General features: G+C 71.5%; 25 protein-coding genes. 12 read left to right on the top strand and 13 right to left on the bottom strand.

The window, feature by feature from the left end:
- Positions 1 to 10: 10 nt before the first annotated feature.
- Positions 11 to 325 carry a hypothetical protein gene (locus tag ACFWW9_RS24890; protein ID WP_390382453.1) on the bottom strand — a complete coding sequence of 105 codons (315 nt, stop codon included), beginning with the start codon at positions 323 to 325 and terminating at the stop codon, positions 11 to 13.
- The gene (locus tag ACFWW9_RS24885; protein ID WP_390382450.1) at positions 318 to 953 is read right to left on the bottom strand and encodes a PadR family transcriptional regulator; all 636 of its coding nucleotides are present in this window, start codon (positions 951 to 953) and stop codon (positions 318 to 320) included. Before ACFWW9_RS24885 ends, ACFWW9_RS24890 begins: the two co-directional genes overlap by 8 nt.
- Positions 954 to 1,006: 53 nt before the next feature.
- Between ACFWW9_RS24885 and ACFWW9_RS24880 the strand changes: the two genes are divergently transcribed.
- Positions 1,007 to 1,738 carry an SDR family NAD(P)-dependent oxidoreductase gene (locus ACFWW9_RS24880; RefSeq protein ID WP_390382447.1) on the top strand — a complete coding sequence of 244 codons (732 nt, stop codon included), beginning with the start codon at positions 1,007 to 1,009 and terminating at the stop codon, positions 1,736 to 1,738.
- Between the two features lie 4 nt (positions 1,739 to 1,742).
- Here the strand turns inward: ACFWW9_RS24880 and ACFWW9_RS24875 are convergent, their stop codons facing one another.
- Entirely contained in the window at positions 1,743 to 2,939 is a 1,197-nt protein-coding gene (locus ACFWW9_RS24875; protein WP_390382444.1) for an FAD-dependent monooxygenase, read from the bottom strand.
- Between the two features lie 233 nt (positions 2,940 to 3,172).
- On the opposite strand from ACFWW9_RS24875, the gene ACFWW9_RS24870 reads away from it, so the two are divergent.
- Entirely contained in the window at positions 3,173 to 3,796 is a 624-nt protein-coding gene (locus tag ACFWW9_RS24870) for a class I SAM-dependent methyltransferase (RefSeq protein WP_390382442.1), read from the top strand.
- A gap of 63 nt (positions 3,797 to 3,859) precedes the next feature.
- On the top strand, positions 3,860 to 4,483 hold the full coding sequence (locus ACFWW9_RS24865; RefSeq protein ID WP_390382439.1) for a hypothetical protein: 624 nt from the start codon (positions 3,860 to 3,862) through the stop codon (positions 4,481 to 4,483).
- A gap of 1 nt (position 4,484) precedes the next feature.
- On the opposite strand, the gene ACFWW9_RS24860 is transcribed toward ACFWW9_RS24865, so the two are convergent.
- Both ACFWW9_RS24860 and ACFWW9_RS24855 read right to left on the bottom strand, forming a co-directional pair.
- Positions 4,485 to 4,877 carry a hypothetical protein gene (locus tag ACFWW9_RS24860; protein WP_390382436.1) on the bottom strand — a complete coding sequence of 131 codons (393 nt, stop codon included), beginning with the start codon at positions 4,875 to 4,877 and terminating at the stop codon, positions 4,485 to 4,487.
- An 88-nt stretch (positions 4,878 to 4,965) separates the two neighbouring features.
- On the bottom strand, positions 4,966 to 5,799 hold the full coding sequence (locus ACFWW9_RS24855; protein WP_390382433.1) for a hypothetical protein: 834 nt from the start codon (positions 5,797 to 5,799) through the stop codon (positions 4,966 to 4,968).
- A gap of 85 nt (positions 5,800 to 5,884) precedes the next feature.
- Here ACFWW9_RS24855 and ACFWW9_RS24850 point away from each other — a divergent pair, with 85 nt between their 5' ends.
- From ACFWW9_RS24850 to ligD (ACFWW9_RS24825), 6 genes are all read left to right on the top strand, one after another.
- Positions 5,885 to 7,003: a P1 family peptidase gene (locus ACFWW9_RS24850; protein WP_390382430.1), complete on the top strand. Its 1,119-nt coding sequence runs from the start codon at positions 5,885 to 5,887 to the stop codon at positions 7,001 to 7,003.
- Between the two features lie 1,006 nt (positions 7,004 to 8,009).
- A complete protein-coding gene (locus ACFWW9_RS24845) occupies positions 8,010 to 8,999 on the top strand; it encodes a tyrosine-type recombinase/integrase (protein ID WP_390382427.1) in 990 nt (329 codons plus the stop codon).
- Between the two features lie 61 nt (positions 9,000 to 9,060).
- Positions 9,061 to 9,843: a Ku protein gene (locus ACFWW9_RS24840; RefSeq protein WP_390382424.1), complete on the top strand. Its 783-nt coding sequence runs from the start codon at positions 9,061 to 9,063 to the stop codon at positions 9,841 to 9,843.
- A 121-nt stretch (positions 9,844 to 9,964) separates the two neighbouring features.
- Positions 9,965 to 10,816 (top strand): Ku protein, encoded by an 852-nt coding sequence (locus tag ACFWW9_RS24835; protein WP_390382421.1) that lies wholly within the window; start codon positions 9,965 to 9,967, stop codon positions 10,814 to 10,816.
- Between the two features lie 10 nt (positions 10,817 to 10,826).
- On the top strand, positions 10,827 to 12,272 hold the full coding sequence (gene ligD / locus ACFWW9_RS24830) for a non-homologous end-joining DNA ligase (protein WP_390382418.1): 1,446 nt from the start codon (positions 10,827 to 10,829) through the stop codon (positions 12,270 to 12,272).
- Positions 12,265 to 13,176, top strand: a complete 912-nt coding sequence (gene ligD / locus ACFWW9_RS24825) for a non-homologous end-joining DNA ligase (protein ID WP_390382415.1) — start codon at positions 12,265 to 12,267, stop codon at positions 13,174 to 13,176. The genes ligD (ACFWW9_RS24830) and ligD (ACFWW9_RS24825) overlap by 8 nt, the downstream gene beginning before the upstream one ends.
- Before the next feature lie 37 nt (positions 13,177 to 13,213).
- On the opposite strand, the gene ACFWW9_RS24820 is transcribed toward ligD (ACFWW9_RS24825), so the two are convergent.
- Both ACFWW9_RS24820 and ACFWW9_RS24815 read right to left on the bottom strand, forming a co-directional pair.
- The gene (locus tag ACFWW9_RS24820; protein ID WP_390382412.1) at positions 13,214 to 15,352 is read right to left on the bottom strand and encodes a choice-of-anchor P family protein; all 2,139 of its coding nucleotides are present in this window, start codon (positions 15,350 to 15,352) and stop codon (positions 13,214 to 13,216) included.
- A gap of 137 nt (positions 15,353 to 15,489) precedes the next feature.
- Complete coding sequence (locus ACFWW9_RS24815; protein WP_390382410.1) at positions 15,490 to 16,326, bottom strand: alpha/beta fold hydrolase; 837 nt, start codon at positions 16,324 to 16,326, stop codon at positions 15,490 to 15,492.
- 82 nt (positions 16,327 to 16,408) lie between these two features.
- Between ACFWW9_RS24815 and ACFWW9_RS24810 the strand changes: the two genes are divergently transcribed.
- Complete coding sequence (locus tag ACFWW9_RS24810; RefSeq protein ID WP_390382408.1) at positions 16,409 to 16,867, top strand: PPOX class F420-dependent oxidoreductase; 459 nt, start codon at positions 16,409 to 16,411, stop codon at positions 16,865 to 16,867.
- 9 nt (positions 16,868 to 16,876) lie between these two features.
- Here the strand turns inward: ACFWW9_RS24810 and ACFWW9_RS24805 are convergent, their stop codons facing one another.
- From ACFWW9_RS24805 to ACFWW9_RS24795, 3 genes are all read right to left on the bottom strand, one after another.
- Entirely contained in the window at positions 16,877 to 17,560 is a 684-nt protein-coding gene (locus tag ACFWW9_RS24805) for a hypothetical protein (protein ID WP_390382406.1), read from the bottom strand.
- Between the two features lie 55 nt (positions 17,561 to 17,615).
- Positions 17,616 to 19,634, bottom strand: a complete 2,019-nt coding sequence (locus ACFWW9_RS24800; RefSeq protein ID WP_390382404.1) for a putative bifunctional diguanylate cyclase/phosphodiesterase — start codon at positions 19,632 to 19,634, stop codon at positions 17,616 to 17,618.
- Positions 19,635 to 19,701: 67 nt separating this feature from the next.
- Positions 19,702 to 20,076: a hypothetical protein gene (locus ACFWW9_RS24795; protein ID WP_390382403.1), complete on the bottom strand. Its 375-nt coding sequence runs from the start codon at positions 20,074 to 20,076 to the stop codon at positions 19,702 to 19,704.
- Between the two features lie 68 nt (positions 20,077 to 20,144).
- Here ACFWW9_RS24795 and ACFWW9_RS24790 point away from each other — a divergent pair, with 68 nt between their 5' ends.
- A complete protein-coding gene (locus ACFWW9_RS24790; RefSeq protein WP_390382400.1) occupies positions 20,145 to 20,921 on the top strand; it encodes a glycerophosphodiester phosphodiesterase in 777 nt (258 codons plus the stop codon).
- 76 nt (positions 20,922 to 20,997) lie between these two features.
- Complete coding sequence (locus ACFWW9_RS24785; RefSeq protein WP_390382397.1) at positions 20,998 to 22,422, top strand: MFS transporter; 1,425 nt, start codon at positions 20,998 to 21,000, stop codon at positions 22,420 to 22,422.
- On the opposite strand, the gene ACFWW9_RS24780 is transcribed toward ACFWW9_RS24785, so the two are convergent.
- The 3 genes from ACFWW9_RS24780 to ACFWW9_RS24770 are packed head-to-tail and all read right to left on the bottom strand — an operon-like array spanning position 22,412 to position 24,549.
- On the bottom strand, positions 22,412 to 23,359 hold the full coding sequence (locus ACFWW9_RS24780) for a hypothetical protein (protein ID WP_390382394.1): 948 nt from the start codon (positions 23,357 to 23,359) through the stop codon (positions 22,412 to 22,414). The genes ACFWW9_RS24785 and ACFWW9_RS24780 overlap by 11 nt on opposite strands.
- Positions 23,356 to 23,685, bottom strand: a complete 330-nt coding sequence (locus ACFWW9_RS24775) for a PadR family transcriptional regulator (RefSeq protein ID WP_390382391.1) — start codon at positions 23,683 to 23,685, stop codon at positions 23,356 to 23,358. Before ACFWW9_RS24775 ends, ACFWW9_RS24780 begins: the two co-directional genes overlap by 4 nt.
- A gap of 51 nt (positions 23,686 to 23,736) precedes the next feature.
- Positions 23,737 to 24,549, bottom strand: coding sequence for a phosphotransferase (locus ACFWW9_RS24770; RefSeq protein ID WP_390382387.1), 813 nt, complete (start codon positions 24,547 to 24,549; stop codon positions 23,737 to 23,739).
- Positions 24,550 to 24,701 lie beyond the last annotated feature (152 nt).

Here is a 24,701-nt window from a genome sequence, read left to right as displayed (position 1 = left end):
GAAGCCGGGGCTAGCTCTCGGGTCGGGTGGCGCACCCCAGCCGAGTACCCAGCTCCGCCAACCCCACGCGCATCCCGGCCCGCAGCTTCTCGTGGTAGCCGAGGAACAACCTGTTCGCCAGCGGCACGCCCCACCGCCACCACTGGGCCACGTTGTAGACGCGGTGCACGTACCGGGTGCCCTCGGGGTGGGGGAGCGCCAGGTGCTCGCCCCGGTACCACCAGCCGCCCTGGACGGTCGGCGGCAGCAGCGGCGCCACCGCCTCCGGGGGCGCCGCGACGATCCCGGACACCTCGTACAGCAGCTTCGGCGGCTTCTCAGCCATCGACGTCCTCCTCCTTCGTGGTGCGCACGTTCCCGGCGCGGTCGCCGGTGTGCAGGTCCCGCCAGAACTCCTGGCCGCCCAGCTCGCCGCGGCGGGCGGTGTCGGCGAACCACCGCACCCAGTCCCGCTCGGCGCGCGTCATCGCGACCCGGTACTCCAGCTCGATCCACGCCAGCTGCGGCAACCCCTGCCCGGCCAGCGCGGTCCGCACCTGCGCCAGTGCCAGCAGTTGCCCGTCGAGCGCCACCGCGCGGCGCTCGCACAGCTCGATCGCCTCCTCCGGCGGCAGCAGCCCGATCAGCGCCACCCCGGCCTCGAACCGCGGGTACTCCTTCGCGGGCTCGGCGATCAGCTCCCGCAGCCAGTCGTGCAGCTCCGCACGCCCGGCGTCGGTGAGGCCGTACACGGTGCGCGCGGGCCGGTTGCCGTCGCGCACCGTGCCCACCGCCCGCACCAGACCGTGCTTGAGCAGCGCCTCCACCACGGTGTACAGCGACCCGTAGTTGAGCTTGACGCTGCTCTCCTGATGGCGTTCCCGCAGCGTGGACGCCATCTCGTAGGGGTGGGAGTCGCCCTCCCGCAGCAGCCCCAGCACGGCCAGTCCCAGGGTGTTGCTCCGCCGGTACATCGCATCACTCGCTTCCGAATACTCGGACACGAGTATTGCACTAGGATCGGATCATGAGCCCAGTAACCGTGGTCACCGGAGGCAGCCGCGGCATCGGCGCCGCCACCGTCCGAGCCCTGGCCGCGCTCGGCCACCACGTGGCCATCGGCTACCGCCAGTCCCTCGACACGGCCGACGCCCTCGCCCGCGACATCCGCGCCGGCGGCGGCCAGGCCGTCGCCGTGCGCTGCGACACCACCTCACCGCAGGACGTCGACACCCTGTTCGACACCGCCGCCGACGTCCTGGGCCCGATCACCGGCCTGGTCAACAACGCCGGGGTCACCAGCCCCGCCGGACCACTGGCCGACCTGCGCGTGGAGGACCTGCGCACCGTCGTCGACATCAACCTCGTCGGCGCGCTGCTGTGCGCCCGCCGCGCCGCCCGCGACCTCACCGACGGCGGCGCGATCGTCAACGTCTCCTCCGCCGCGGCGACCCTCGGCAGCCCCGGCGAGTACGTCCACTACGCCGCCGCCAAAGCCGGGGTCGACGCCCTCACCATCGGCCTGGCCAAGGAACTCGGCCCCCGCGGCATCCGGGTCAACTGCGTCGCGCCCGGCACCGTCCGCACCGACATCCACGCCGTCTCCGGCATCCCCGACCGACCCGACCGCATGGCCTCGGTGATCCCGCTGCGCCGCGCGGGGGAGCCCGACGACATCGCCGCCGCCATCGTCTGGCTCCTCGGCCCCGCCGCCGCGTTCACCACCGGAGCCGTGCTGCGGGTCGCCGGCGGCCTGTGACCCCTCAGGCGGCGGGCATCGGGTAGTCCGGCAGTTCGATCGCCTCGGCGGGCGGGGTCGTCCACCCCTGAGCCACCCCCGCCACCCGGTTCACCAGCGGGGCGCTCGCCACCCGCACCGCGGTCCGGAACAGCCCCTGCTGCACGCGGCCACGGGGGTGGGCGATCCGCGGCGCGCCCGGCGGCAGCTTCTGCGCCTTCGTCACCAGGGGGCGCAGCACCCGCTCGTAGGCGGCGAACGCCGCGCGCGGATCGTCGGCACGGGTCAGTTCCCCGGCCAGGACGTAGGCACCCGCCACGGCCAGCGTCGTGCCCATGCCGCTGACAGGGGAGGCGCAGTAGGCCGCGTCGCCCAGCAGCGCGACCCGACCGCGGCTCCACGACGGCAGCTTCGCCTGCCCGATCGCCTCGAAGTACAGCGAATCCGTGTCCAGGGCATCGAGCACGCGCGGGGCGACCCAGCCGACGTCGGCGAACGTCGCCCGCAACACCGCCACCACGTCGTCGTGCCCCAGCCGGTCCAACCCCCGCACGTCGGAGACGAAGCTCAACCCCGCCTGCGTCGTGCCCACGTTGTCCGGGCGCAGGTACAGCGCCCGCCCCCGCCCACAGGTCAACACCCGCCACCGCTCACCGTCACCCTCGACACGGGGGATGGCCAGATACGCCGTGTAGAGCCCCAACTCCTCCACCCGCGCGTCCGGGAACACCAGCGACCGGGTCCGCGACCGCAACCCCTCGGCCAGCACCACCACGTCGAACCGACGCGCGGGACCGTGCCGGAACTCCACGTCCACCCCCGCCCCGTCATCGCGCAGCGCGGCGACCTGATCCCCGAACACGTACTCCACCGACTCGCGGGAGTGCTCGTGCAGGATCGCCGCCAACTGGCCCCGCAGGATCTCCACCTCCGCCGTCCCCCCGGACGTGTCGTCCGCACCGCCCTCGAACGCCGCGATCACCCGCCCCCGCCCGTCCACGAAGTCCGTGCCCCGCTCGCCGGTGTGCGCCGCCAGCACCGCCTCCTCCAACCCCATCCGGCGCAACACCTGCCGCCCCACCCCGCGCACGTCGACGTTCTGGCCCTCCGTGCGCAGGTGGTCCACCCGCTCCACGACGGTCACGTCCCACCCCGACGCCGCCAACCACGACGCCAACGTCGGACCGGCGACGCTCGCGCCGGAGATCAGGATGCTGCTCACAGTGGGGTCCCCGCTCTCGAAGTCACCCCATGATCGACGACCCCGCCCGCCCCGGCATGACGGCGGGGGAGTCACCACCACCGAAACCGGCGGGAAAATCCCGGTACTACCATCACGACATGGTCCGCCAGCCGCTCACCCCGCCCGAGAACGACCGGGGCCGACGCCTCGGCGCGGCACCGCGCCCGGCCCCGCGCGCCCCGGTCCGACCCGACCGACACGCCACCGCCTAGGTGGACCACACCGCGTTCGTCCTCCACCACACCCGCCCCCACCCCGTCCCCCTCGTCCCCGAGGTCGTGCTGCGGGGAGCCGACGACGTCATCGCCCTCTGGGAAGCCACCGACGAACTCGCCCCGCCCTTCTGGGCCTTCCCCTGGGCCGGGGGACAAGCACTCGCCCGCCACGTCCTCGACCACCCCGACACCGTCACCGGCCGCCGCGTCCTCGACCTCGCCGCCGGATCCGGACTCGTCGCCATCGCCGCCCGCCTCGCCGGAGCCGCCCACGTGACCGCCAACGACATCGACACCCGCTCCGCCGCCGCCATCACCCTCAACGCCGCCCTCAACGACGTCACCCTCACCGTCACCACCGGAGACCTCCTCGGCAGCGCCCCCGACGACTACGACGTCGTCCTCGCCGGAGACGTCTTCTACGACCGCGACATGGCCGCCCGCGTCCTGCCGTTCCTGCGCGCGGCCGCCACCGGGGGAGCGACCGTCCTGGTCGGCGACCCCCAACGAGCCCACCTGCCCCACGCCGAGTTCACCGTCCTCGCCGCCTACGACGTGCCCGTGCACGACGCACTGGAGAGCGCGGAGGTCAAACGCACCACCGTCCTGAGCCCAAAGTGAGGCTGGTGTCGATCTTCCTCACCCGTTCGTGCCACACTTTCACCCAGGAGTGAAGGGAAGACGGTGCCGATCGGATCCATGCGGGCCACCGCCATCGTGGCCGCCGCTGTCGCGCTGCTGCTCGCCGTCATCAGCAACGCGCTGTGGCAGCCAGACGACCAGACAGCCGCCGCGGAAACCACCCCGCCCACGGCCACCACACCCAGCCAAGCCCAACGCGAGCAGAAGGCCAAAGACCCCCAGGCCGTCAAAGCCGAACTCCTGCGCGCCTGCGGCAACGCCGAACTCGACCCCGCCAACTTCACCCTCGGCGCCCTCATCGACGACGGCCAAGGCCACAAGCTCGTCGTCGCCAGCACCCCCCGCACCATCGCCATGTGCGGCGTCCACCCCCTCGGCAGCGGCTCCGGCGTCGGCCCCATGACCGAGGCCACCCTCCGCAACGCCAACAAGGTCCTCGCCAAAGCGGGCGGCATCGACGCCGACACCGGCTTCCTCGGCTACGGCCGCACCCTCCCGCAGGTCACCAAGGTCCAGATCTTCCTCCCCGGCGGCAAGGAGATCCTCGCCAACGCCGACTCCGAGACCTTCGCCTACTTCGTCCCGCTCCCACGCGACAAGATCACCGGCCTCACCGCCAAAGCCACCGACGCCGCCGGAACCGTCCTCTACAACGGGCCCCTCTAGCTCACCGACGCCCGAACCGGACGTCCTGCGACCCACCCGCCTGGAACACCTGACTCCCACCCGACGCGTGAGCCGTCTGCACCACCTGGTGACCCACCACCGGATCCACCCGCGGAGCCACGAACGCCCGCAACTCCGCACCCGCCCCCGGACGCCGCGCCACCACCTCGCCGAACCGCTGCCCCAGAAAACGCACAGCGGCCCGCCGCAACGCCTCCCGGTCCTCCGCGTCCGCCTCCACCACCAGCTCCCGACTGTGGTCCACCCTCACCAGGTCGGCCCCACCCGACTCGCCGAAGAACCCCACCAGGAACTCACGGGTAGCCGACCACCGCTCGGTGTCCATGTCGTGCGCCACCGCGCGCGCCGCCTGAGCCACATCCTCCGCGGACATGCCACCGCCTTCGGGTAACGGGACGGAAGAACAGGCCCCAGCAAAGCACAACCCGACCCCGCCCCGACCGCCGAACGCGGAACCCCGCCTACCGCTTCGCGAACGGCAACATCCCCGACGCCACCACCGCACGGCTCAACGGCCGCGCCAACTCCACGAACCGCTCCCGCTCACCCTCACCCAACCCCGCGTACGCCACCTCCGCCGCCGAGTCCGTCAACCCCTCCACCCGAGCCCGCACAGCCAACCCCGCCTCGCTCAACCCACCCTCGGCGTCCAGCACCCCACGCGACCGCAACCCCTCCACCGCGTCCGCCCACTCCGCCTCCGACCACCCACGCGACCGCCGCAACGCCTCCGCCGACACCTCACCGCTCGCCGCGTGCACCACCAACGCCTCGATCCCGCTCAACCCCTCCAGCAACAACGCCGCCACGTGCCCGTCACCCCGGAACTCCCGCAACAACGTCTGCCCGTGCCACAACACCAGCAACGGGTCCTCCGGCCACGCCAACGCCGCGTGCGCCGCGAACAACGGCCGACCCTGCGGCACCTCGCACGCCCGCTCGGCCGCGCCCCGCACCAACCCCGCCAGCTCCGACACGTCGTCGGCCAACTCGCCCAGGCCACGCCGCAACGCCGCCCCCACCGCCTCGTACCGCGCCTCCACCAACGCCGCGGGCGTCGTCACCGACCACGCGGCGGGCACCGCGGCGTGCACGATCACCGGGTTGAAGTTGTAGAACGTCGCCACGACCACCTCACCCGACACCGGCCCCAACGCGGCCGCGCGCGACGCGAAGTACCCCGCCATCCGGTCCAGACCGAGCGCCGCGAACCGCTCCTGGGCCTCGGGCACGAAGTAGATCATCCCGTGCACCGGCTCCAGGATCCGCCACAACTCCCGCGCGCTCAACGCCACGACACACTCCTCCACACTGAGGTACCGACCGGTCGGTACGGTCCGGCCAACGTACCGCCCACCACCCCCGTGCGACCATCCCGACATGACCACACGCCGCGCCCGCGACGCCGGGATCATCGTCGGCACCGGCACCCCCGGACCCCACAACGCCATCACCGACGTCACCGGCATCCGCGTCGGCCACACCACGCTCACCAGGGGAGAAGGACCACTACGCCCAGGGGAGGGGCCCGTCCGCACCGGCGTCACCGTGCTCCTCCCGCACGACGGCGACGTCTTCACCCAACCCCTGCACGCCGGCCACCACTGGCTCAACGGCAACGGCGAACTCACCGGAACCGCCTGGATCCGCGAGAACGGCCTCCTCATGAGCCCCGTCGCCCTCACCAACACCGGCAGCGTCGGCACCGTCCGCGACACCCTCACCGCCATCGAAGCCGCCACCCACGGCCCCCACCACCGCATCTGGACCCTGCCCGTCGTGGGGGAGACCTGGGACGGCGTCCTCAACGACATCAACGGCCAACACGTCCACCACGAACACGTCCACCACGCCTACGACACCGCCACCACCGCACCACCCGCCGAAGGCAACGTCGGCGGCGGCACCGGCATGACCTGCCACGGCTTCAAAGGCGGCACCGGCACCGCCTCACGCGTCACCGACCAGGGCTACACCGTCGGCGTCCTGCTCCAGGCCAACCACGGCGTCCGCGACCGCCTCACCGTCCTCGGAGCCCCCATCGGCCCCGACCTAGCCCACATCCCCACCCCACAACCACCCGAACCCACCTACAAACCCGGCAGCGGCTCCATCATCGTCATCGTCGCCACCGACGCACCCCTGCTCCCACACCAGTGCACACGGCTGGCCCAGCGCGCCACCCTCGGCATCGCCAGAACCGGGGGAGCAGGGGAGGACAGCAGCGGCGACGGCGTCCTCGCCTTCTCCACGGCCAACCGCGACGCCCTCAGGACCACCGCCCCCACCCGCACCCTCACCACGCTCAACGACACCCACATCGACCCGCTCTTCTACGCCGCCATCGAAGCCACCGAGGAAGCCATCCTCAACGCCCTCCTCGCCGCCGACACCATGACCGGCCGCGACGACATCACCGCCCACGGCCTCGACGCGGCCACCCTCGTCGACGCACTGGCCGTGTACGCCAGGGGACCGGGCTTCAGAACCGCGACTTAACATAATGTAGATTATCGGCGTTTCAGCGACCTGGGATTATCAAGATCACGAGAGGGCCTGGCGGACGCCCGAGAAGCAACCCGTCGCGTGTGTACGCACCGCACGACACTCGGCGAGCCGCAGCCACGCGCCGCCCGCGAGCGCACGCTGCCGAATCGACAACAGGCGGCTTGGGCGAGCCGGCGAGCGACCTGACGGGCCGGAGAACCCTTGATGGGTCGATGGCTGGCTGGTTCGCGAGCTGTCAAACGTCACAGTGACGTATGTAGGTGGAGTAACCGGATGTCGCCGAAACAACCTCGGGACAGCTCGGAGCCGCCCTTGGAGCCCTTCCTGGAGCCTCAGGCCCCGGCCGCCGTCTCGCGCTAGCCGATTCGAGTCCTCAGTGCGCGGCAGTGCGCGCCGCACATGGAGCGAGTGCGAAACAGCCCGAAATGGTGGTCCGAAGATCATCGGGAGGGTGCCGTCCCCCGGAGCAGCGGCCCCCCTTCTAGGTCGCCATTTCATGCATAATCGCCATTATCCAGCAAACCGGAGTAATGCCGAATACACGGCAAAACGGGCGGAAAGTTCGCAGGATCAAGATCGCCAAGACGAGCTGGCCAAACCCCCAGAACCCAGTTGGCAACGCGAACACCAGGCCACGACCACCGCTCCGACTCCAGCCACCACCACTACTTACGACCGCCACTACTGCCCCGACGCCGTCCCCCACCCTCTCCACCACTGCTGCTGCGGCCTTGTCACGGCCTCCTCCGCTGCCCTCTGTCCAGGTGGGTCGGCCAGGTGGGTCGGGTCGCCGCGGTAACCCGCGTTCGCGACCCTGTCGACACCGCCTTCCCGTCGGCCTCGCCGTCCCGCGTCGAGATCCACTCGTTCGGTGGGTCGTCTGCCTGATACAAGGCCTCTAGCTGCGACTTCGCTACTCCCCTCCCCCGCGCCTTGATCAAGTCCCCACCCCATCCGGTGATCAACTCGGCGGGCCAGTCCGCTGACTGTCGGTGGTGTGCGGTACAAGATCGGTATGCGAGTGCTCGCCGCCCAGGACTCGTTCTTCCTCGCCCGTCGGCCGAGGAAGGACTCCCCCCACACCACCGCCGCCTACCGTCGTGATCTCGCCGGGGTCACCGTGTTGCTCGCCGAGTCGCTTTCCACGTCTGTCGACGAGTTGGTGGTCGAGGATTTGACCAGTGGGAATCTGCGGGCGGCGTTCGGGGTGTTCGCGGATTCCCACGCGAAGAGTTCGGTGTTGCGGGCGTGGTCTACGTGGAACCAGTTCCTCACGTTTTGCGTGGCGGACGACTTGTTGCCGGGGAATCCGATGGGGGCGGTGGCGCGGCCGAAGACGCCTCCGTTGACGCCGAAGCCGTTGCGGGGTGAGGACACGCCGGAGCAGTTGCTGACGGCGGCGGCTGATGGGACGCACGGGGGGCGGGATCCGTGGCCGGAGCGGGACGTGTTGGTGATCGCGTTGGGGTTGGTGGCGGGGTTGCGGTCGGCGGAGATGCGGACGTTGACGTTGGCGTCGATCGTGGGGCGGGCCGGTGAGCGGCGGTTGCACGTGGTCGGGAAGGGGAATCGGGATCGGTCGGTGCCGATCGAGCCGTCGATGGAGCGGATCGTGGAGGCGTACCTGGTGTCGTGTCGTTCGCGGTTCCCGATGGCGGGGTTCGATCGGGGGTCTCCCCTGTTGCGGGATCGGCGGGGTGAGGCGATCGGGCGGGGTGGGTTGGAGTACCTGGTGAAGTCGTGCTTCCGGTGGGCGGGGTTGCACGACCGGGTGCCGACGGGGGCGAACCTGCACGCGTTGCGGCACACGTTCGCGACGCGGTTGGCGGAGGACGGGGCGTCGGCGTCGGAGATCATGGCGTTGTTGGGGCACGCGTCGTTGGCGACGAGTCAGAACTACATCGAGGCGACGGCGCGCGAACGGCGGTCGGCTGCGGCGAGCAATCGGACGTATCGGGCGTTGGGGAGGTTGGACGGGTCGGAGTAGTGGCTGGTGCGTGCGGGTGACTTGGGTTCGCACGGGCGTTCGGTGGGTGTTCCCTGGTGTTATGCGGGCGTTGTGGCGTGGGGCGATCTCGTTCGGGTTGGTGTCGATCCCGGTTCGGGTGTTCGGCGCTACGGAGGAGCACGGTTTTCGGTTCCACCAGGTGCATCGGGTCGATGGTGGGCAGGTTCGGCATCGGCGGGTGTGTTCGGTGTGCGGTGAGGAGGTTTCGGCGGAGGCGATGGCCAAGGGGTACCGGTTGGAGGATGGCCGGTTGGTGGTCGTGGAGCCGGAGGACTTCGAGGGGTTGCCGTCGTCGTCGGATCACGTGATCGACGTGGTGGAGTTCGTGTCGGCGGAGCAGATCGATCCGATCTACCTGCACCGGGCGTACTTCTTGCGGCCGGATGAGGTGGGTGTGCCGTCGTACGTGTTGTTGCGGGAGGCGTTGGAGCGGTCGTGGCGGATGGCGGTCGTGAAGATCACGTTGCGGCGGCGGGAGACGTTGGCGGTGGTGCGGCCGCGGGGTGATGTGTTGGTGTTGCACACGTTGTTGTGGCCGGATGAGGTGCGGGATCCGGGGTTCGTGGTGCCGCCGTCGCGGTCGGGTGCGCGGGAGGTGCGGATGGCGTTGTCGTTGGTGAACTCGATGACGGCGGAGTTCGACCATTCGGCGTTCACGGACGACTACCGGGAGGCGTTGGAGGCGGTGATCCTGGCGAAGAGCGCGGGGGCGGTGATCCCGGCGGCGCGGGCGCCGGAGGAGACGGGTGGGATGGATTTGATGACGGCGTTGCGGCGGAGTCTGGAGAAGGTGCAGGGCGAGAAGCCGCCGCCTGTCCGGTAGTCGTGGATTGGGTCACCGCAGGTCACGGGGTCGTTCGGTGGCGTGATGGAGCCACGGTGGCATTAGCCCATCTGGGTGACGCCGGGGTGCGGGATCCGCATTTCGGGGGTAGCAAGTTGCCATGAGGTCGATCTGGCGTGGTGCGATCTCCTTCGGCCTGGTCACCATCGGGGTGCGGCTGTTCTCGGCCACGGAGGAGCACGACTTTCGGTTCCACCAGATGCACCGCGAGGACGGCGGGCGCATCAAGTACCGGCGGGTGTGTTCGGTGTGCGGCGAGGAGGTCGCGTTCGCGGACATCGCCAAGGGCTACGAGCTGGACGACGGTCGGGTGGTGATGCTCGACTCGGAGGACTTGGAGTCGTTGCCGATCGAGACGGATCGGGCGATCCAGGTGTTGGAGTTCGTGCCGGTGGAGGAGATCGATCCGATCTACTTCCAGAAGTCGTACTACCTGGAGCCGGACAAGACCGCGGTGCGGCCCTACGTGCTGTTGCGGACGGCGTTGGAGGACGCGGAGCGGTTGGCGGTCGTGAAGATCACGATCCGTCAGCGGCAGACCCTGGCCACGTTGCGGGCGCGGGACGACGTGCTGGTGTTGCACACGATGTTGTGGCCGGATGAGATCCGGCGGCCGGAGTTCGACTTCCTGGGTAGTGACGTGGAGGTGCGGCCGCAGGAGTTGCGGATGGCGTCGTCGCTGGTGGAGAGCATGGCGGGGTCGTTCGAGGAGGAGGAGTTCACCGACGACTACCGGGACGCGATGGAGCGGCTGATCACGGCGAAGGCCGAGGGTGCGGTGCTGCCGGTCGCGGCGGAGTCGGAGGAGAAGGGTGAGGTCATCGACTTGATGACGGCGTTGGAGCGGAGTGTGGAGGCGGCGAAGTCGTCGCGGGCCACGTCGGCCAAGCCGGGGAAGCCGGTGAAGTCCGCGAAGGGGAAGTCGTCGGAGAAGAAGGCCAGTTCCGCCTGAGGGCGCGGTCATGGCGGACCTTGCGGAGTACCGGCGGAAGCGGGATCCGGGGCGCACTCCCGAACCGGTGCCGGACGAGGGGGTGCTCCCCCGCGGTGCTGATGACACGTTCGTGATCCAGGAGCACCACGCGTCGTCGTTGCACTGGGACGTGCGGTTGGAGCGCGGTGGGGTGCTGGTGTCGTTCGCGGTGCCCAAGGGGTTGCCGCCGGAGCCGGGGGTGATCCGGTTGGCGGTGCGCACGGAGGACCACCCGCTGGAGTACGCGGGGTTCTCGGGGGTGATCCCGAAGGGCGAGTACGGCGGCGGGGAGATGTTCCTGTGGGATCGCGGCCGGTACGAGACGGTGAAGTGGAGCGACCGCGAGGTGGACGTGGTGCTGCACGGGGATCGGGTGGACGGCGAGTTCGTGTTCTTCCGGCGCGATGGGCGGTCGGGGAAGGACTGGATGGTGCGTCGTCGTCACGTGGCGGCGCGGCCGGACTGGGAGTCGTTGCCGGAGGGTTTGCTGCCGATGTTGGCGACGGCGGGGTCGTTGCCGTCGGCGGAGCGCGATGGTGACTGGTCGTACGAGTTCAAGTGGGACGGGGTGCGGGCGGTGGTCCGGGTGGAGGGTGGTCGGGTGACGATCTCCAGTCGGGTGGGCAACGACGTGACGTCGACGTATCCGGAGTTGCAGGCGTTGGGTGCGCGGTTGGGCGTGACGCAGGTGGTGCTGGACGGGGAGATCGTGGCGTTCTCGGGTGGTCGGCCGAGTTTCGCGGCGTTGCAGCAGCGGATGCACGCGTCGTCGGCGGCGCAGGCGCGGCGGGCGGCGCGGTCGACGCCGGTGACGTTGCTGGTGTTCGACCTGCTGCACCTGGAGGGGCGGTCGACGGTGGGGTTGGCGCACGCGGATCGGCGGGCGTTGTTGGAGGAGTTGGGGTTGAGCGGTCCGTCGTGGCTGACTCCCCCGGCGTTTCGGGGTGATGGCGCGGCGGTGTTGGCGGCGAGTCGGGAGCAGGGGTTGGAAGGGGTGGTGGCAAAGCGGTCGGATTCGCTCTACTCCCCCGGTGCGCGGTCGCCGTTGTGGGTGAAGATCACCGATTGGCAGGCCCAGGAGGTGGTGGTGGGCGGCTGGCGGCCCGGTGAGGGCAAGCGCAAGGGCGTGATCGGCGCTCTGCTGCTGGGGATCCCCGAGGACGACGGCCTGGCGTTCGTGGGGTCGGTGGGGACGGGGTTCTCCGACGCCGAGTTGGCGGTGTTGACGACGCGGTTGAGGGGGTTGGGGCAGTCGGTGTCGCCGTTCACGACGGCGGTGCCGCGGGAGCGGGCGAAGGGGGCGTTGTGGGTGCGTCCGGAGCTGGTGGGTGAGGTGGTGCACCGGCAGTGGACGTCGGACGGGCGGATGCGGCACCCGGCGTGGCGGGGGTTGCGGCCGGACAAGGGGCCCGCGGAGGTGCGGCGTCTTGGGTGACACGACGACGGTGCGGGTGGAGGGGCGGCTGCTGCGGCTGTCGAACCTGGACAAGGTGCTGTACCGGGGTGCGGGCTTCACCAAGGCGGAGGTGATCGACTACTACTCGCGGGTGGCTCCGGTGTTGTTGCCGCACCTGGCGGGGCGTCCGGCGACGTTGCGGCGGTACCCGGACGGGGTGGACGGGCCGTCGTTCTACGAGAAGAACGTGCCGAGGCACGCGCCGGAGTGGGTGCGGACGGTGCGGATCGAGACGCCGGGGAGTGCGCGGGGCAACGAGTACGCGGATTTCGTGGTGGTGGAGGACTTGGCGACGTTGGTGTGGGTGGCGAACCTGGCGGCGTTGGAGTTGCACGTGCCGCAGTGGACGGTGGGGCCGCGTGGTGGTCGGCACTCCCCCGACCTGTTGGTGTTCGACCTGGATCCGGGGTTGCCCGCGACGATCGTGGAGTGCTGCCGGGTGGCGGAGTTGTTGCGGGCGGAGTTGGAGAACGACGGGGTTCCGGTGTTCGCGAAGACGAGCGGGTCGAAGGGGATGCAGTTGTACGCGGCGGTGGAGGTGTCGTCGCCGGAGCGGACGTCGGTGTACGCGAAGGAGTTGGCGCAGCGGTTGGCGCGGGAGTTCCCGGAGTTGGTGGTGTCGACGATGGCGAAGGCGGCGCGGCCGGGGAAGGTGTTGATCGACTGGTCGCAGAACAACCCGTCGAAGACGACGATCGCGCCGTACTCGTTGCGGGCGCGGGCGACTCCGACGGCGTCGACGCCGGTGTCGTGGGACGAGGTGGAGGCGTGCGAGCGGCCGGAGGACCTGTCGTTCGTGGCGGAGGAGGTGGTGGTGCGGGTGACGCACGGCGGTGATCTGTTCACGGGGTTGCACGACGAGCCCGCGCGGTTGCCCGCGTGAGGAGCCCGCCCCGGTGTGGGGGCGGGCTCCGGTGGGGTCAGCCGAGTCGGCAGCCGGAGAGGATGATCTCCTGGCCGAGGAGGGTCTTGACGCGGATGGCGTTCTGGACGAGCTGTCCGGCGGGTGTGGTGGTGGTCTCGTTGTAGAAGACCGTGGCGACGCCGGGGATGCCGAGTGAGCCGGTGCCGGTGCCGATGGGGGTGCCGTTGATGGTGCCGACCTTGGAGCTGCCCACGATGCCGCCGGCGCTGGAGGTGCAGTGGCTTTCGATCATGGTGATGGTGATGGCCCCGGCGAGGAGGGTGGCGCCGTCGACCGTGGCGTTGGCGGTGGTGGTGCCGGTGGCCGGGTCGAGGGTGCAGTCGGCGTGCAGTGCCTGGACGGTGGCGAGGCCGAGGACGGTGAGGGTGGCGGTGGTCTTGTCCTCGTTGGGCGGGCAGGTGGCGTGGGGGGTCTTGGCGACGGTGATGAGTCCGGTGGCGGCGAGGGCGAAGGCCTCGCCGCGCAGGTAGGTGACGATCTTGACGGTGGCGGTGGCCTGTCCGCCGTCGTCGTCGGTGATGGTCACGAGGACGTTGTGGGCGCCGAGTGCGGTGAAGGGGTGGGTGGCGGTGCAGGTGCCGGAGCCGGGGGCCTGGGTGACGGTTCCGGTGGCGACGGGGGTGCCGTCGGCGTAGTCGACGGTGCAGGTGTGGGTGTCGTTGGTGGCGATGTCGGTGAAGGGCGCGGTGATGGTGACGGGGGTGCCGCGGGTGAAGGTGGAGCCGCCGGTGGGGGTGGTGATGGTGACGGCGGGGGCGACGTTGGTGAGGGTGAGGGTGGTGGACCGGGCGACGGGGGTGTTGAGGCCGTCGTTCGCGGTGAGGGTGAGGGTGTAGACGCCGTCGTCGGTGCAGGTGACGGTGGTGGTCTGCTGGGCTGGGTTGCCGAGGGTGCAGGTGGCTCCGGGGTCGACGCCGGTGGCGGGGGTGGTGGTCCAGGTGGTGGTGAGGGCGGGGCCGTCGGGGTCGGTCACGGTCCCGGCCAGCGACACGGGGGTGCCTTCCTGTCCGGCGTAGGGGCCGCCGGTGGTGACGACGGGTGGGGCGTTGATGGTGATGGTGTGGCAGTCGGTGACGGTGCCGTCTCCCCCGCCGTCGGTGCCCGCGGCGGTGGTGCACAGCTGGTGGGTGCCGGGGGTGAGGGCGGCGGTGTCGACGGTGTAGGTGAGGTTGGCGGGCCCGTTCTGGGGCAGGCCGGGGGTGGTGGCGGTGATGGGGGTGGGTGCGCCGCCGTCGACGCGCAGGGTGAGTCCGGTCAGGGTGGAGGCGATGATGCCGGGCAGGATCGCGGGCAGTTGGGCGACGTCGGGGACGTTGGTGCAGGTGCCGCCGGTGGCGTTGGCGATCCGCTGGAGCGTGTCGCCGGTGGTGTTGCCGCAGGCGGAGCCGGTGCCGACGGCGAAGGTGTAGTAGTCGACGTTCGTGGGGACGGCGGCGAGCGGTCCGGTGATGGAGGGGCCGTTGTTCATGCCGTCGGAGAGGAACACGACGAGCTTGCGGGGCGTGGTGGAGGCGGTGGCGACGGTGGTGGAGTTGGTGATGCCGTCGGCGAAGTTGGTGTTGCCGCCGGTGCTGCGGGCGGTGAAGCGGGTGAGTCCGCCGGGGTTGTTGGTGGCGGAGGTGAGGACTTCCTCGATGTCGCGGGTGCCGTTGGCGTTGTCGTCGGCTCCGGGGGTGGTGATGAGTTGCTCGCCTGCCGCGGGGCGGGCGTCGGCGGTGGCTCCGGTGGAGCCGAAGACGGCGGCTCCGACCTGGGCGACGGTGCCGAGTCCGACGGCTTGGGCGTTGAGGGCTCGTCCGGCGGCGACCTCGCAGTCGAGGATCTGGTTGGCGGCTCCGTCGCCGTTCTGGTCTCCCCCGCACCCGGCGCCGACGGCGGTGGTGGTGCTGCCGGAGACGTCCAGGACGTAGGTGAGGGAGGTGTTGGCGACGGGCTGGCCCTGGCCGATGGAGGCGGTTCCGGTGACGGTGACCGGGCCGGGCGGTAGGACGGCGCCGTCGGCGGGGCCGGTGATCGCGACGGAGATGCCGGTGCCGCCTGGGAGGTTCGCGTCGACGGCGCGGGCGGGGGCGGTCGTGGTGACCACGAGGGTGAGCGCGACCAGTGCGGGGATCGCGGAGTGCCGGGGTTTCATGGACAGTCCTCACTTCCGGTGATCGTGACCACCCGAAGGGTGACCACGATGGGAGGAGGAGCGCCGTGGTGGGTGAATACGGAGTGATGCTCACATCGGTCGGGGCCAGGCGTGGGGTCCGGGCCGGAACCACCCGATCAGCCCAGGAACCCCACGAGGGTCGCGACCAGGTGGTCGGGGTCGTCGAGCCACGGGAAGTGCCCGCCGCGCTGCACGGTGAGCGTGGCGGTCGGCATCAGCTCGACGAGGTCGGCGCACCGGTGCGGCGGTGAGATCGGGTCGGCGTCGGCGGCGTGCACCAGCACGGGGATGTCGACCTCCCGCAGCGCGCGGCGGGTGACACCGGGGGTGAACGCGCCCTCGGCCCAGTAGCCCGCCAACGCCTCCGGGGACCGCTGGGTCTTCTCCGCGTCGGCGTGCGCGCGGGCGGTGTCGTCCCAGCGGCCGTAGAACAGCGGTGCGGCGGCCAGCCGGTCGTCGTGGTCTCCCCCGGTGGCGTTGAGCCGCTCCAGCGCGGCCGCCGCGTCGGCGAACCACGGCTCCCGTGAACGCGACTCGAGGTGGCGGGCCCAGTCCTGGGAGGTGGGCGTGAGGTCCACGGCGCGCAGCGCGGGGGTGAGCAGGACAAGGTGGTCCAGCCGGTCGGGGTGGTCGGTGGCGTAGGTGAACGCGATCCCCGCCCCGGCGGAGTGCCCGAGCAGGTCGATCCGGTCCAGGCCGAGGTGGCGGCGCAGCGCGTCGACGTCGTGGGAGAGCCGGTCGCGGCGGTAGGTCGCCGGGTCGGCGGGCGCGTCGGAGTCGCCGGTCCCCCGGTTGTCCAGCACCACCAGCCGCCGGTGCCGCGACAGCCCGCCCAGGTCGCCGAGGTAGGCCGACGCGCGGCCCGCGCCCCCCGCCAGGCACAGCAGCGGCCGCCCGTGGCCGAGGACGCGGTAGGCGAGGGTGGTGCCGTCGTAGGAGGTGAACCGGGGCATGCCCCCATCCTCGCGCAGTCGGGGCGCCCCTACCGGCCCCAGTCTTGCGGCCCCGACGGGCGGGGTCTCCTAGGCTGGTGGCATGCCGAAGATCGCCACCGCTGATGTCGTGGAGCGGGACAGCCTGCTCGAGTTCCTCCGTCCGCGTCACCGCGGGCTGCTCATCACCCAGCGCTCCGACGGACGCCCCCAGGTGTCGCCGGTGGCGTGCGGGGTCGACCCGCAGGGGCGGATCGTCGTGTCGACCTACCCCCAGCGGGCCAAGTCCCGCAACGCGCGCCGCGACGACCGGGTGAGCGTGTGCGTGCTGTCCGACGACTGGGACGGCCCCTACGTGCAGGTGGACGGGCGGGCCGAGGTCCTGGACCTGCCGGACTCGGTGGAGCCCCTGGTGGAGTACTTCCGCTGCATCGCGGGCGAGCACCCCGACTGGGACGAGTACCGGGCGGCGATGGTCCGGCAGGGCAAGAGCCTCATCCGGGTCGCGATCGAACGGTGGGGTCCGATCGCGACCGGAGGTTTCCCGCCCGAGCTGGGCTGAGCGCGGGGGTCAGGGCGTCCCGGAGTCGGTGGGTTCCGGGACGTGCGCCCACGCCCCGCCCCACCCGGCGGGCGCTTGCAGCAGCGTGAGGACCGCCCCGGCGGGGGTGGCGACGGACGTGACGTACCCGGTCGGGACCTCGTGGGGTTCCACGACCACGGAGCCGCCGAGGTCGGTGGCGGACTTGGCGGCGGTGTCGACGTCGGGGGTGGCGAAGTGGACCATCCAGCCGGGCGCGGCGCCGGTGTCGGTGGTGTCGCGGCCCGCGACGGGGCGGGCGTCGCCGTCGAACTCGGCGTCGTAGAGCGAGAACGGCTCCTCGGGGTCGCGGACCTTCCACCCCAGTTCGTCGGGGTAGGCGGCGTCGGTGATCCCGCGCGCCTCCACCCAGCACGGTTCACCCGGTCGCGGTTCGGGGGCCCACGGGCCGTGCAGGACGCGGCCGCGGTCGACGGCGGTGTCGTGGGCCAGGTCGCGGGGTGTGGTGCCTGCGAAGACGAGTCGCCACGTGGTGGTGTCGCCGGGGCTGACGCGCACGGCGAGGCGGTCGCCCACCCAGCCCCCGAACACGTCGTCGGGTTCGGGCAGGACGGCCCAGCCGAGGAGGTGGGCGAGGAAGTCGGCGGTCGCCTCGGGCGCGGCGGTGGACAACTCGATCCGGCGCAGCCCGCGGGCCGGGTACAACTGGGGCACGTGGTGGGTCCGTTCACTTGGTCTGAATCCCCGAACGGGCCCAATCATGTGCGTCCTACCGAGACGACTTCAATGCTCCATTCGGCCCCACCGCGCGCTCCGCGAGCACCTCGGCCAACGGTCGGGGCTTGCCCAGGTGGAACCCTTGGCCCACCCGCACACCCAGCCTGATCAGGGCTTCCACCTGTGTCGGGCGCTCCACCCACTCGGCAACGGCGGACAACCCGAGGCCCTGGGCGATTTGCACTATTCCCGCGACGAGGACCGCGTCGGTGCTGTGCTCGTCGATCCCGCGCACGAACTCGCCGTCGATCTTGATGCCGGTGATGGGCAGGTGCTTGAGGTGGACGAACGAGCCGAACCCCGAGCCGAAGTCGTCCAGGGTGATCCGGCAGCCGAACCCGCGCAGCTTCACCGCCAGCGACTTGGCCGCGTCGAGGTTCGTGACGGCGGCGGTCTCGGTGATCTCCAGCCCCAACCGGCCCGGCGCCACCCCGGCCCCGGCGAGCCGGTCCAGGACGAACCCGGCGAAGTCCTCGTCCTCCAGCGTGCGGCCCGACACGTTGACGTTGAACCGCAGCTCGGGGTCCGGGTGCTCGATGAGGGTGTCGATGGCGCGGCTCATGACCCACCGGTCGATGTCGTGCACCAGGTTGGACCGCTCGGCCTCCGGGAGGAACTCCGCGGGCCCCAGGTAGGGCTCCTGGCCGTCCTCCAGGCGCAGCAGGATCTCGTGGCCCAGGACCTTGCCGGAGATGAGCTGCACCATCGGCATCGCGTGCAGCGCCAGCCCACCGGTCTCCAGGGCGGTGCGCAGCCGGTCCATCACCGACACCCGCTTCACCGTGTCCGCGTAGTGGCCCGGCTCGTAGACGGTGACGCGGTTGCGGCCCGCGGCCTTGGACGCGTACAGCGCGAGGTCGGCGTTGGCGAGCACCAGCTCCCACGCGTCCCCGCACGTGTAGGCCGCCACGCCGGTGCTGACCGTGACCCGCGAGTTCGGCGCGACACCGACCAGGGGTAACGCCGACACCGCGTCCCGCAGCCGGTTCGCCACGACCTCCGCCTCGACGGGCTTGAGACCGGGCAGCACGACCGCGAACTCGTCCCCGCCCAGGCGGCCGATGAGCTGCGGCTCCTCCAACCGCGACCGCAGCGCCACCGCCAGCGACCGCATCAGCCGGTCGCCCACGGCGTGCCCGCGCAGGTCGTTGACGTCCTTGAAGTTGTCCAGGTCCAGCAGCAGCAACGCCCCGTCGCCACCGGTCGCCAACTGGCGCTCCAGCTCACGGGTGATCGCCCGGCGGTTGGACAACCCGGTGAGCGGGTCCTGCTCGGCCATCAGCAGCAGCTCGTCGTGCACCCGCCGCGCGGTGGTGATGTCGTGCGCGGTGCCCAGCGCCCGCACCGGGGACCCGTGCTCGTCGTGCACGACCTCGCCGAAGCACTCGAACACCCGCTCCACGGTCGTGCCGGTGTCCGGGTCGGGCCGCACCATGCGGTGGGTGAAGCTGAAGCCCGCGCCGGTGCGCATCGCCTCCTCCAGGACCGCCTGGATCATCGGCAGGTCCTCGGGGTGCACCAGGTCCACGTAGCCCTGGAAGTCCAGCTGCGTGTCCTTGGGCATGTGCCACATCTCGAGCAGCGTGTCCGACCAGACGATCCGGTCCTCGGGGATGTGCCACTCCCACGTGCCCATGCGGCCCAGTACCTGGGCGCGGCGCAGCGCGTCGGCTTCGTGCGTGGCCTCCAGCTCGCGATCACGCCACGCGCTGACGTCCACCATCTGGTAGAGCAGCTCGTCGGGCGAGATCCGGCGGCAGGACACCTCCAGCCACCGGTGGCCCTGGTCGCACGTGCTCGGCGTGAGCAGCGTCAGACCGGAGCGGGGGCGTTCGGGGGTGCCGGGCAGCAGCGCGGGCAGCGAGCGGCCCACGACGTGCTCCACCGCCACGCCGAGCAGTCCCGCCAGGGCCGGGTTGGCCCAGCGCAGCGTGCCCCGCGGGTCGGTGACGCCGTAGCCGACGTTCGCCCGGTCGAGCACCTCGCGGTACAAGGCGCTGTTGCCGCTCACGCAATCCTCCTCGCCACCTGCGCGACATGATGGTCGAGATCACGGTCGGTGGGCAAGCCGCTACCGTTCAGCGCAACCGCTCCAACCCTCGCGCGGCGTCCACCATGCCCGCGGCCAGGCCGCGCAGCTCCTCGCCGCCCGCCCCGTCCTCCGCCGCCGTCATGATGTCCTCCGCGGCGCACCTGAGCTGGAACAACCTGTCCTGCAGATCGGCCAGCTCGGTGCTGGAGAGCACCACGGCGTCTTCCGGGAGCCCGCCCCGCTGCACCGCGGCGCGCCGTTCGTAGGCGCGCTGCCTGCACGGTTGGGCGCAGTAGCGGCGAGGACGGCCGATCCGGCCGTGGTCGGGCAGTCGCCGACCGCACCAGGCGCAATGCCGGGCGACCTCGCGGCGTTGGCCGAGCACGCCCACGGCGCCTTCGGCCTCGGTCACCAGTTCCATGGCGCGCGACGGTATCCCTCCACCTGCCGTTCGCTCCAGCGCCACGCCGCCAAGGCACACTGCTTGCCGTGAGCGACACGCATCCGTATCTGGACGGGCCGCACCCGAGGGCGTACGCCCACCGGGGGTGGCACCTCGACGACCTGGCCGGCATGGAGAACTCCCTGTCGGGTTTCCGGCGCGCGACCGCAGAGGGCTACCGCTACCTGGAGACCGACGTGCACGCCACGTCCGACGGCGTGGTGGTGGTGCACCACGACGCGACGCTGGACCGCACGACCGACCGGACGGGTCGGGTGGCGGCGCAGCCGTGGTCGGAGGTGGGGCGGGCGCTGGTCGGCGGCCGGGAGAAGATCACCCGGTTGGCGGATCTGCTCGAGGAGCTGCCCGACGCGATGGTCAACATCGACGTGAAGGCCGACTCCGCGGTGGAGCCGGTGCTGGCGGTGCTGCGGCGGGCCGGGGCGATGGGCCGGGTGTGCCTGGCGTCGTTCTCCGACACCCGACTCGCGCGGCTGCGGCGGTTGGGCGGGCCGAGGCTGCTCACGTCGATGGGGCCGCGGTCGGTCGGCGCGCTGTGGATGGCCGGACGGGTCCCGGTCGCCGGGGTCGCGGTGCGCGGGGCGCTGGCGCAGGTGCCCGCCTCCAGCGGACGGCTGCGGGTCGTGGACGAGCGGTTCGTGCGCGTGGCGCACCGGCGCGGCCACGAGGTGCACGTGTGGACCGTCGACGACGCCGCGGAGATGACCCGCCTGCTGGACCTGGGCGTGGACGGGCTGGTCACCGACCGTCCCGACGTGTTGCGCACCGTGCTGCGGGAGCGGTCGGCGTGGGCCGCGGGCTGACATCCGGGTGGCGGGTTGACAACAGCTTGGGGTGACCGTCGATCATCCGGTCGGGTGACCAGTACAGTCCGCCGTCATGAGCGTGGTCGACAGCAGCCCAGATCGAGGAGACTCGGACAGCGCGGGCACCGCCCCCCAACGGGTCCGCGAGCAGCGGGGCTGGTGCTGGTACGACTGGGCGAACTCGGTGTTCCCCACCTCGGTGGGGACGGTGTTCCTGTCGCTGTACCTCACCTCCATCGCCGAGAACGACGCCAAGGCCGACGTCGCGCGCAACGGCCCGAACGCGTGCGCCGACAGCTCGTTGCAGCAGTGCGACATCTCCGCGTTCGGCGCGCACTTCCCGGCCGGGTCCCTGTGGGGCTACCTGCTGTCGATCGCGACGGTCGTGCAGGTGCTGGTGCTGCCGGTGATGGGCGCCATCGCCGACCGCACCCAGAACAAGAAGAAGATGCTCGGCACGTTCGCGTTCGCCGGGTCGATCGCCACGGCGGCGCTGGGGTTCGTCAGCGGCTCGAACTGGACGCTGGGGGTGTTGCTGTTCATCGCGGCCAACATCTGCTGGGGCTCGTCGGTGGTCGTCTACTACGCGTTCCTGCCGGAGATCGCGACCCCCGACGAACGCGACGCGGTGTCGGCGCGCGGGTGGGCGTTCGGCTACCTCGGCGGCGGGGTCGCGCTGGCGATCCAGTTGGCGCTGTTCATCGGCCACGACGCCGTGGGCATCAGCGAGGCCATGTCGGTGCGGCTCGCGTTCGTGCTGTCGGGGCTGTGGTGGGCCGGGTTCACCCTCATCCCGCTGGCGCGGCTGCGCCAGCACCAGGCCCCGCACGGCGGCGAGCACGGCGCGGGCCTGATCGTCGCGGGCTTCAAGGAACTCGGCCAGACCCTCAAGTCCGCGCGGATGTTCCCGCTGACGCTGGCGTTCCTGGGCACCTACCTGATCTACACCGACGGCATCTCCACCGTCGCGGGCGTCTCCGCCCAGTACGGCAGCGCGGAGCTCAAGCTCGACCAGACGGTGCTGATCTCCACGATCCTGATCGTGCAGTTCGTCGCGTTCTTCGGCGGCGTGCTGCACGGGTGGGGCGCGAAGCGGTGGGGCGCCAAGCGCACCATCCAGATCAGCCTGGTGATGTGGATCGTCGTGGTCAGCGCCGCCTACTTCGTGCAGGCGGGCCAGCAGTTGCAGTTCTACGGGCTCGCGGTGGGCATCGGTCTCGTGCTGGGCGGCACCAACGCCCTGTCGCGGTCGCTGTTCAGCCAGATGGTGCCGCCCGGCCGCGAGGCCCAGTACTTCTCCCTCTACGAGGTCGGCGAGCGCTCCACGTCGTGGCTGGGCCCGCTGGTGTTCGCCGGTGTCGGCCAGGCCACCGGGTCGTTCCGGTTGGCGATCATCTCGCTGGTGATCTTCTTCGTGGCCGGGTTCGTGCTGATGATCTTCGTGCCGGTGCGGCGCGCGATCGAGGCCTCGGGCAACCCGGTCCCGGTCAAGGTGTGATCGCCGCTGCCGGTCGTCGGAGTCCGCGCAGGCCGACGACCAGCAGCGCCACCCCGACCACGGCCATCGCCGCCACCAGTTCCGCGACCGGCGGGACCGAGTAGGCGGCGTACACCACCTCGACCGGCAGCAGCACCACCAGCCACCACCCGAGCCCCAGCGCCCCGACCGGGCCACCGCGCCGCGCCAGGTGCGCGACCCCGGCGACGAGGACCGCGACGGGCACCAGCACCATCGAGGTCAGCGCGAAGACCACGTGCGGATAGGCGAGCAGGTTGCCCGCCGTCAGCGCGCCCGCGCCCAGCACCGCGCCCGCCAACGCCCACCGCCACCGGCCCGGCGCGGGCGTGGGGGCGTCGCGGTGGAACCCCGCGAGCAGCGCGGCGGTGGTCACCCACACCGGCAACTGCCACAGCAGGCCCAACACCACCTCGGGCCCGGCGTCGCGGCCCACGCCCACCAGGAACAGCGCCGACAGCAGCCCGAACAGCACCTTGGCGGTCGTGCGGAACCCGGTGACCATCGCGACCGCGCCCACCAGCATCGCCAGGTCGCTCACCAGCGCCACCACGGTGAACGGGTCGACCTCGGCCACCAGCCGGTCGCCCTCGGCGAGGGGGACCGGCAGCATCGACAGCAACCCCTGCGTCCCGTAGGCGCCCTGCACCAGCACGCCGATCAGCGCGACCAGCCGCACCACGTCGCCGAGCGCGACCGTCCGCGCCGGAGCGCCCGACGCGGCGAACCGCGTCCGCACCCCGAGCGCCACCGTCGCCCCGGCCTCGCCCCACCCCGGCCACCCGTGCTCCAGGTCCAACTCGTCGGTGCGGTCGGCCAGGAACAGCCCGACCATCTCCTCCTCGCGCTCCGCCCGGTACCAGCCGGGCAGCGCGACCCGCAGCAGCGCGCGGTACCGGTTCTCCAGGTTGCTCCTCACAACGCCCCCCTCGCCTTGAGCACGAACGACGCCGCCCGCACGTTCGCCGACAACCGCGCGACCTCCGCCGACAGCGCGCGCACGCCGCTGTCGGTCAACCGGTAGTAGCGCCGCAACCGGCCCTGGTGGACCTCCTCGCGGTCGCGCTCGGCGAACCCGTCGGCCACCAGCCGGTCCAGCACCCCGTACAGCGTGCCCACCCTCAGCTTCATCCGCCCCTCGGACAGGGCGTCGACGGCCTGGACGATCGCGTACCCGTGCAGCGGTTCCTCCGCCAGCGCCGTCAGCACCAGGAAGGTCTGCTCCGTCATCACCCGAGCACTCATGACCCGAGTTATATCGGAAAGCGGTATATGCCGGCAAGCGGATCGTCCGGATCAGGCCAGGTCGTAGAGCAGCCGGTAGTAGGCGGTGCGGCGCTGATCGGGGTCGATCCCGTACGCGTCGAGCAGCACGTCGTCGAGGCCCGGACCGAAGTTCCAGCCCAGGCTCCACGTCGCCACCGCCAGATCGGCCCACCGGTCGGCCACCCCGAGCGACCCCAGGTCGACGTGCGCGGCGAACGACCCGTCGTCGCCCAGCAGCGTGTTCGGGGCGCACGCGTCGCCGTGGCACACCACGAGCCGGTCGACCTCCGGCGGGGCGTCCAGCAGCGCCCTGGCCTCGACGACCCCGAGCCGCCGGTGCTCCGGCGACCACTCCGCCGTCCCATCGCCCTCGGCGATCCGCTCGTCGACCCGCCCCAACCGTCGCGGCACGTCCCAGTCGAACGGGCACCGGTCCACGGGCAGGGCGTCGTGCAGCAGGCGCAGCCCCCGACCGATCGCGGCCGCCGCCACGGCGGGCTCGGCCTTCCAGCGGGCCTCCACCGCCGAGCGGCCGTCGACCGCCGCGGTGACCAGCCACGACCCCTCGGCATCCGAGCCGTGGCCGAGCACCGGCGGCACGCGCGCCCACGGCCAGGCCCACGCCAGGCGCTCGGCCTCGCCGGGCAGGTCGATCTCGGGTGTCCCGGCCGCGACCCACTTCACGTACCGGACGCCGTCGCCCCCGTCCAGCCGGAAGGTCAGGCCGCCCAGCGCGTTGCGCCACACCGGGGTGACGGCGTCGTCGCCCGCGAGCGCGGTGACGACGGCGGGCACCGGCACCGGCCCGGTCGGAGTTCCGGACAGCTCGGGTCGAAGGCTCACGAGATCCGGACTGTACGAGACGGTGGCGCCCGACCCGCGGGGGATCGGGCGCCACCGCCGTGTCACAGCCCGAACGCCAGCAGCACGTGTCCGCCGTCGGGGTTGGGGTAGGCGGGCCCGAATCCCCCCTGGACCTGTCTCATATAAACATA

The organism is Umezawaea sp. NPDC059074 (genome assembly GCF_042738955.1).
GTDB lineage: Bacteria > Actinomycetota > Actinomycetes > Mycobacteriales > Pseudonocardiaceae > Umezawaea.
The sequence above is the reverse complement of the archived record's forward strand: the minus strand, read 5'-3'. Positions and strand labels throughout refer to the sequence as shown.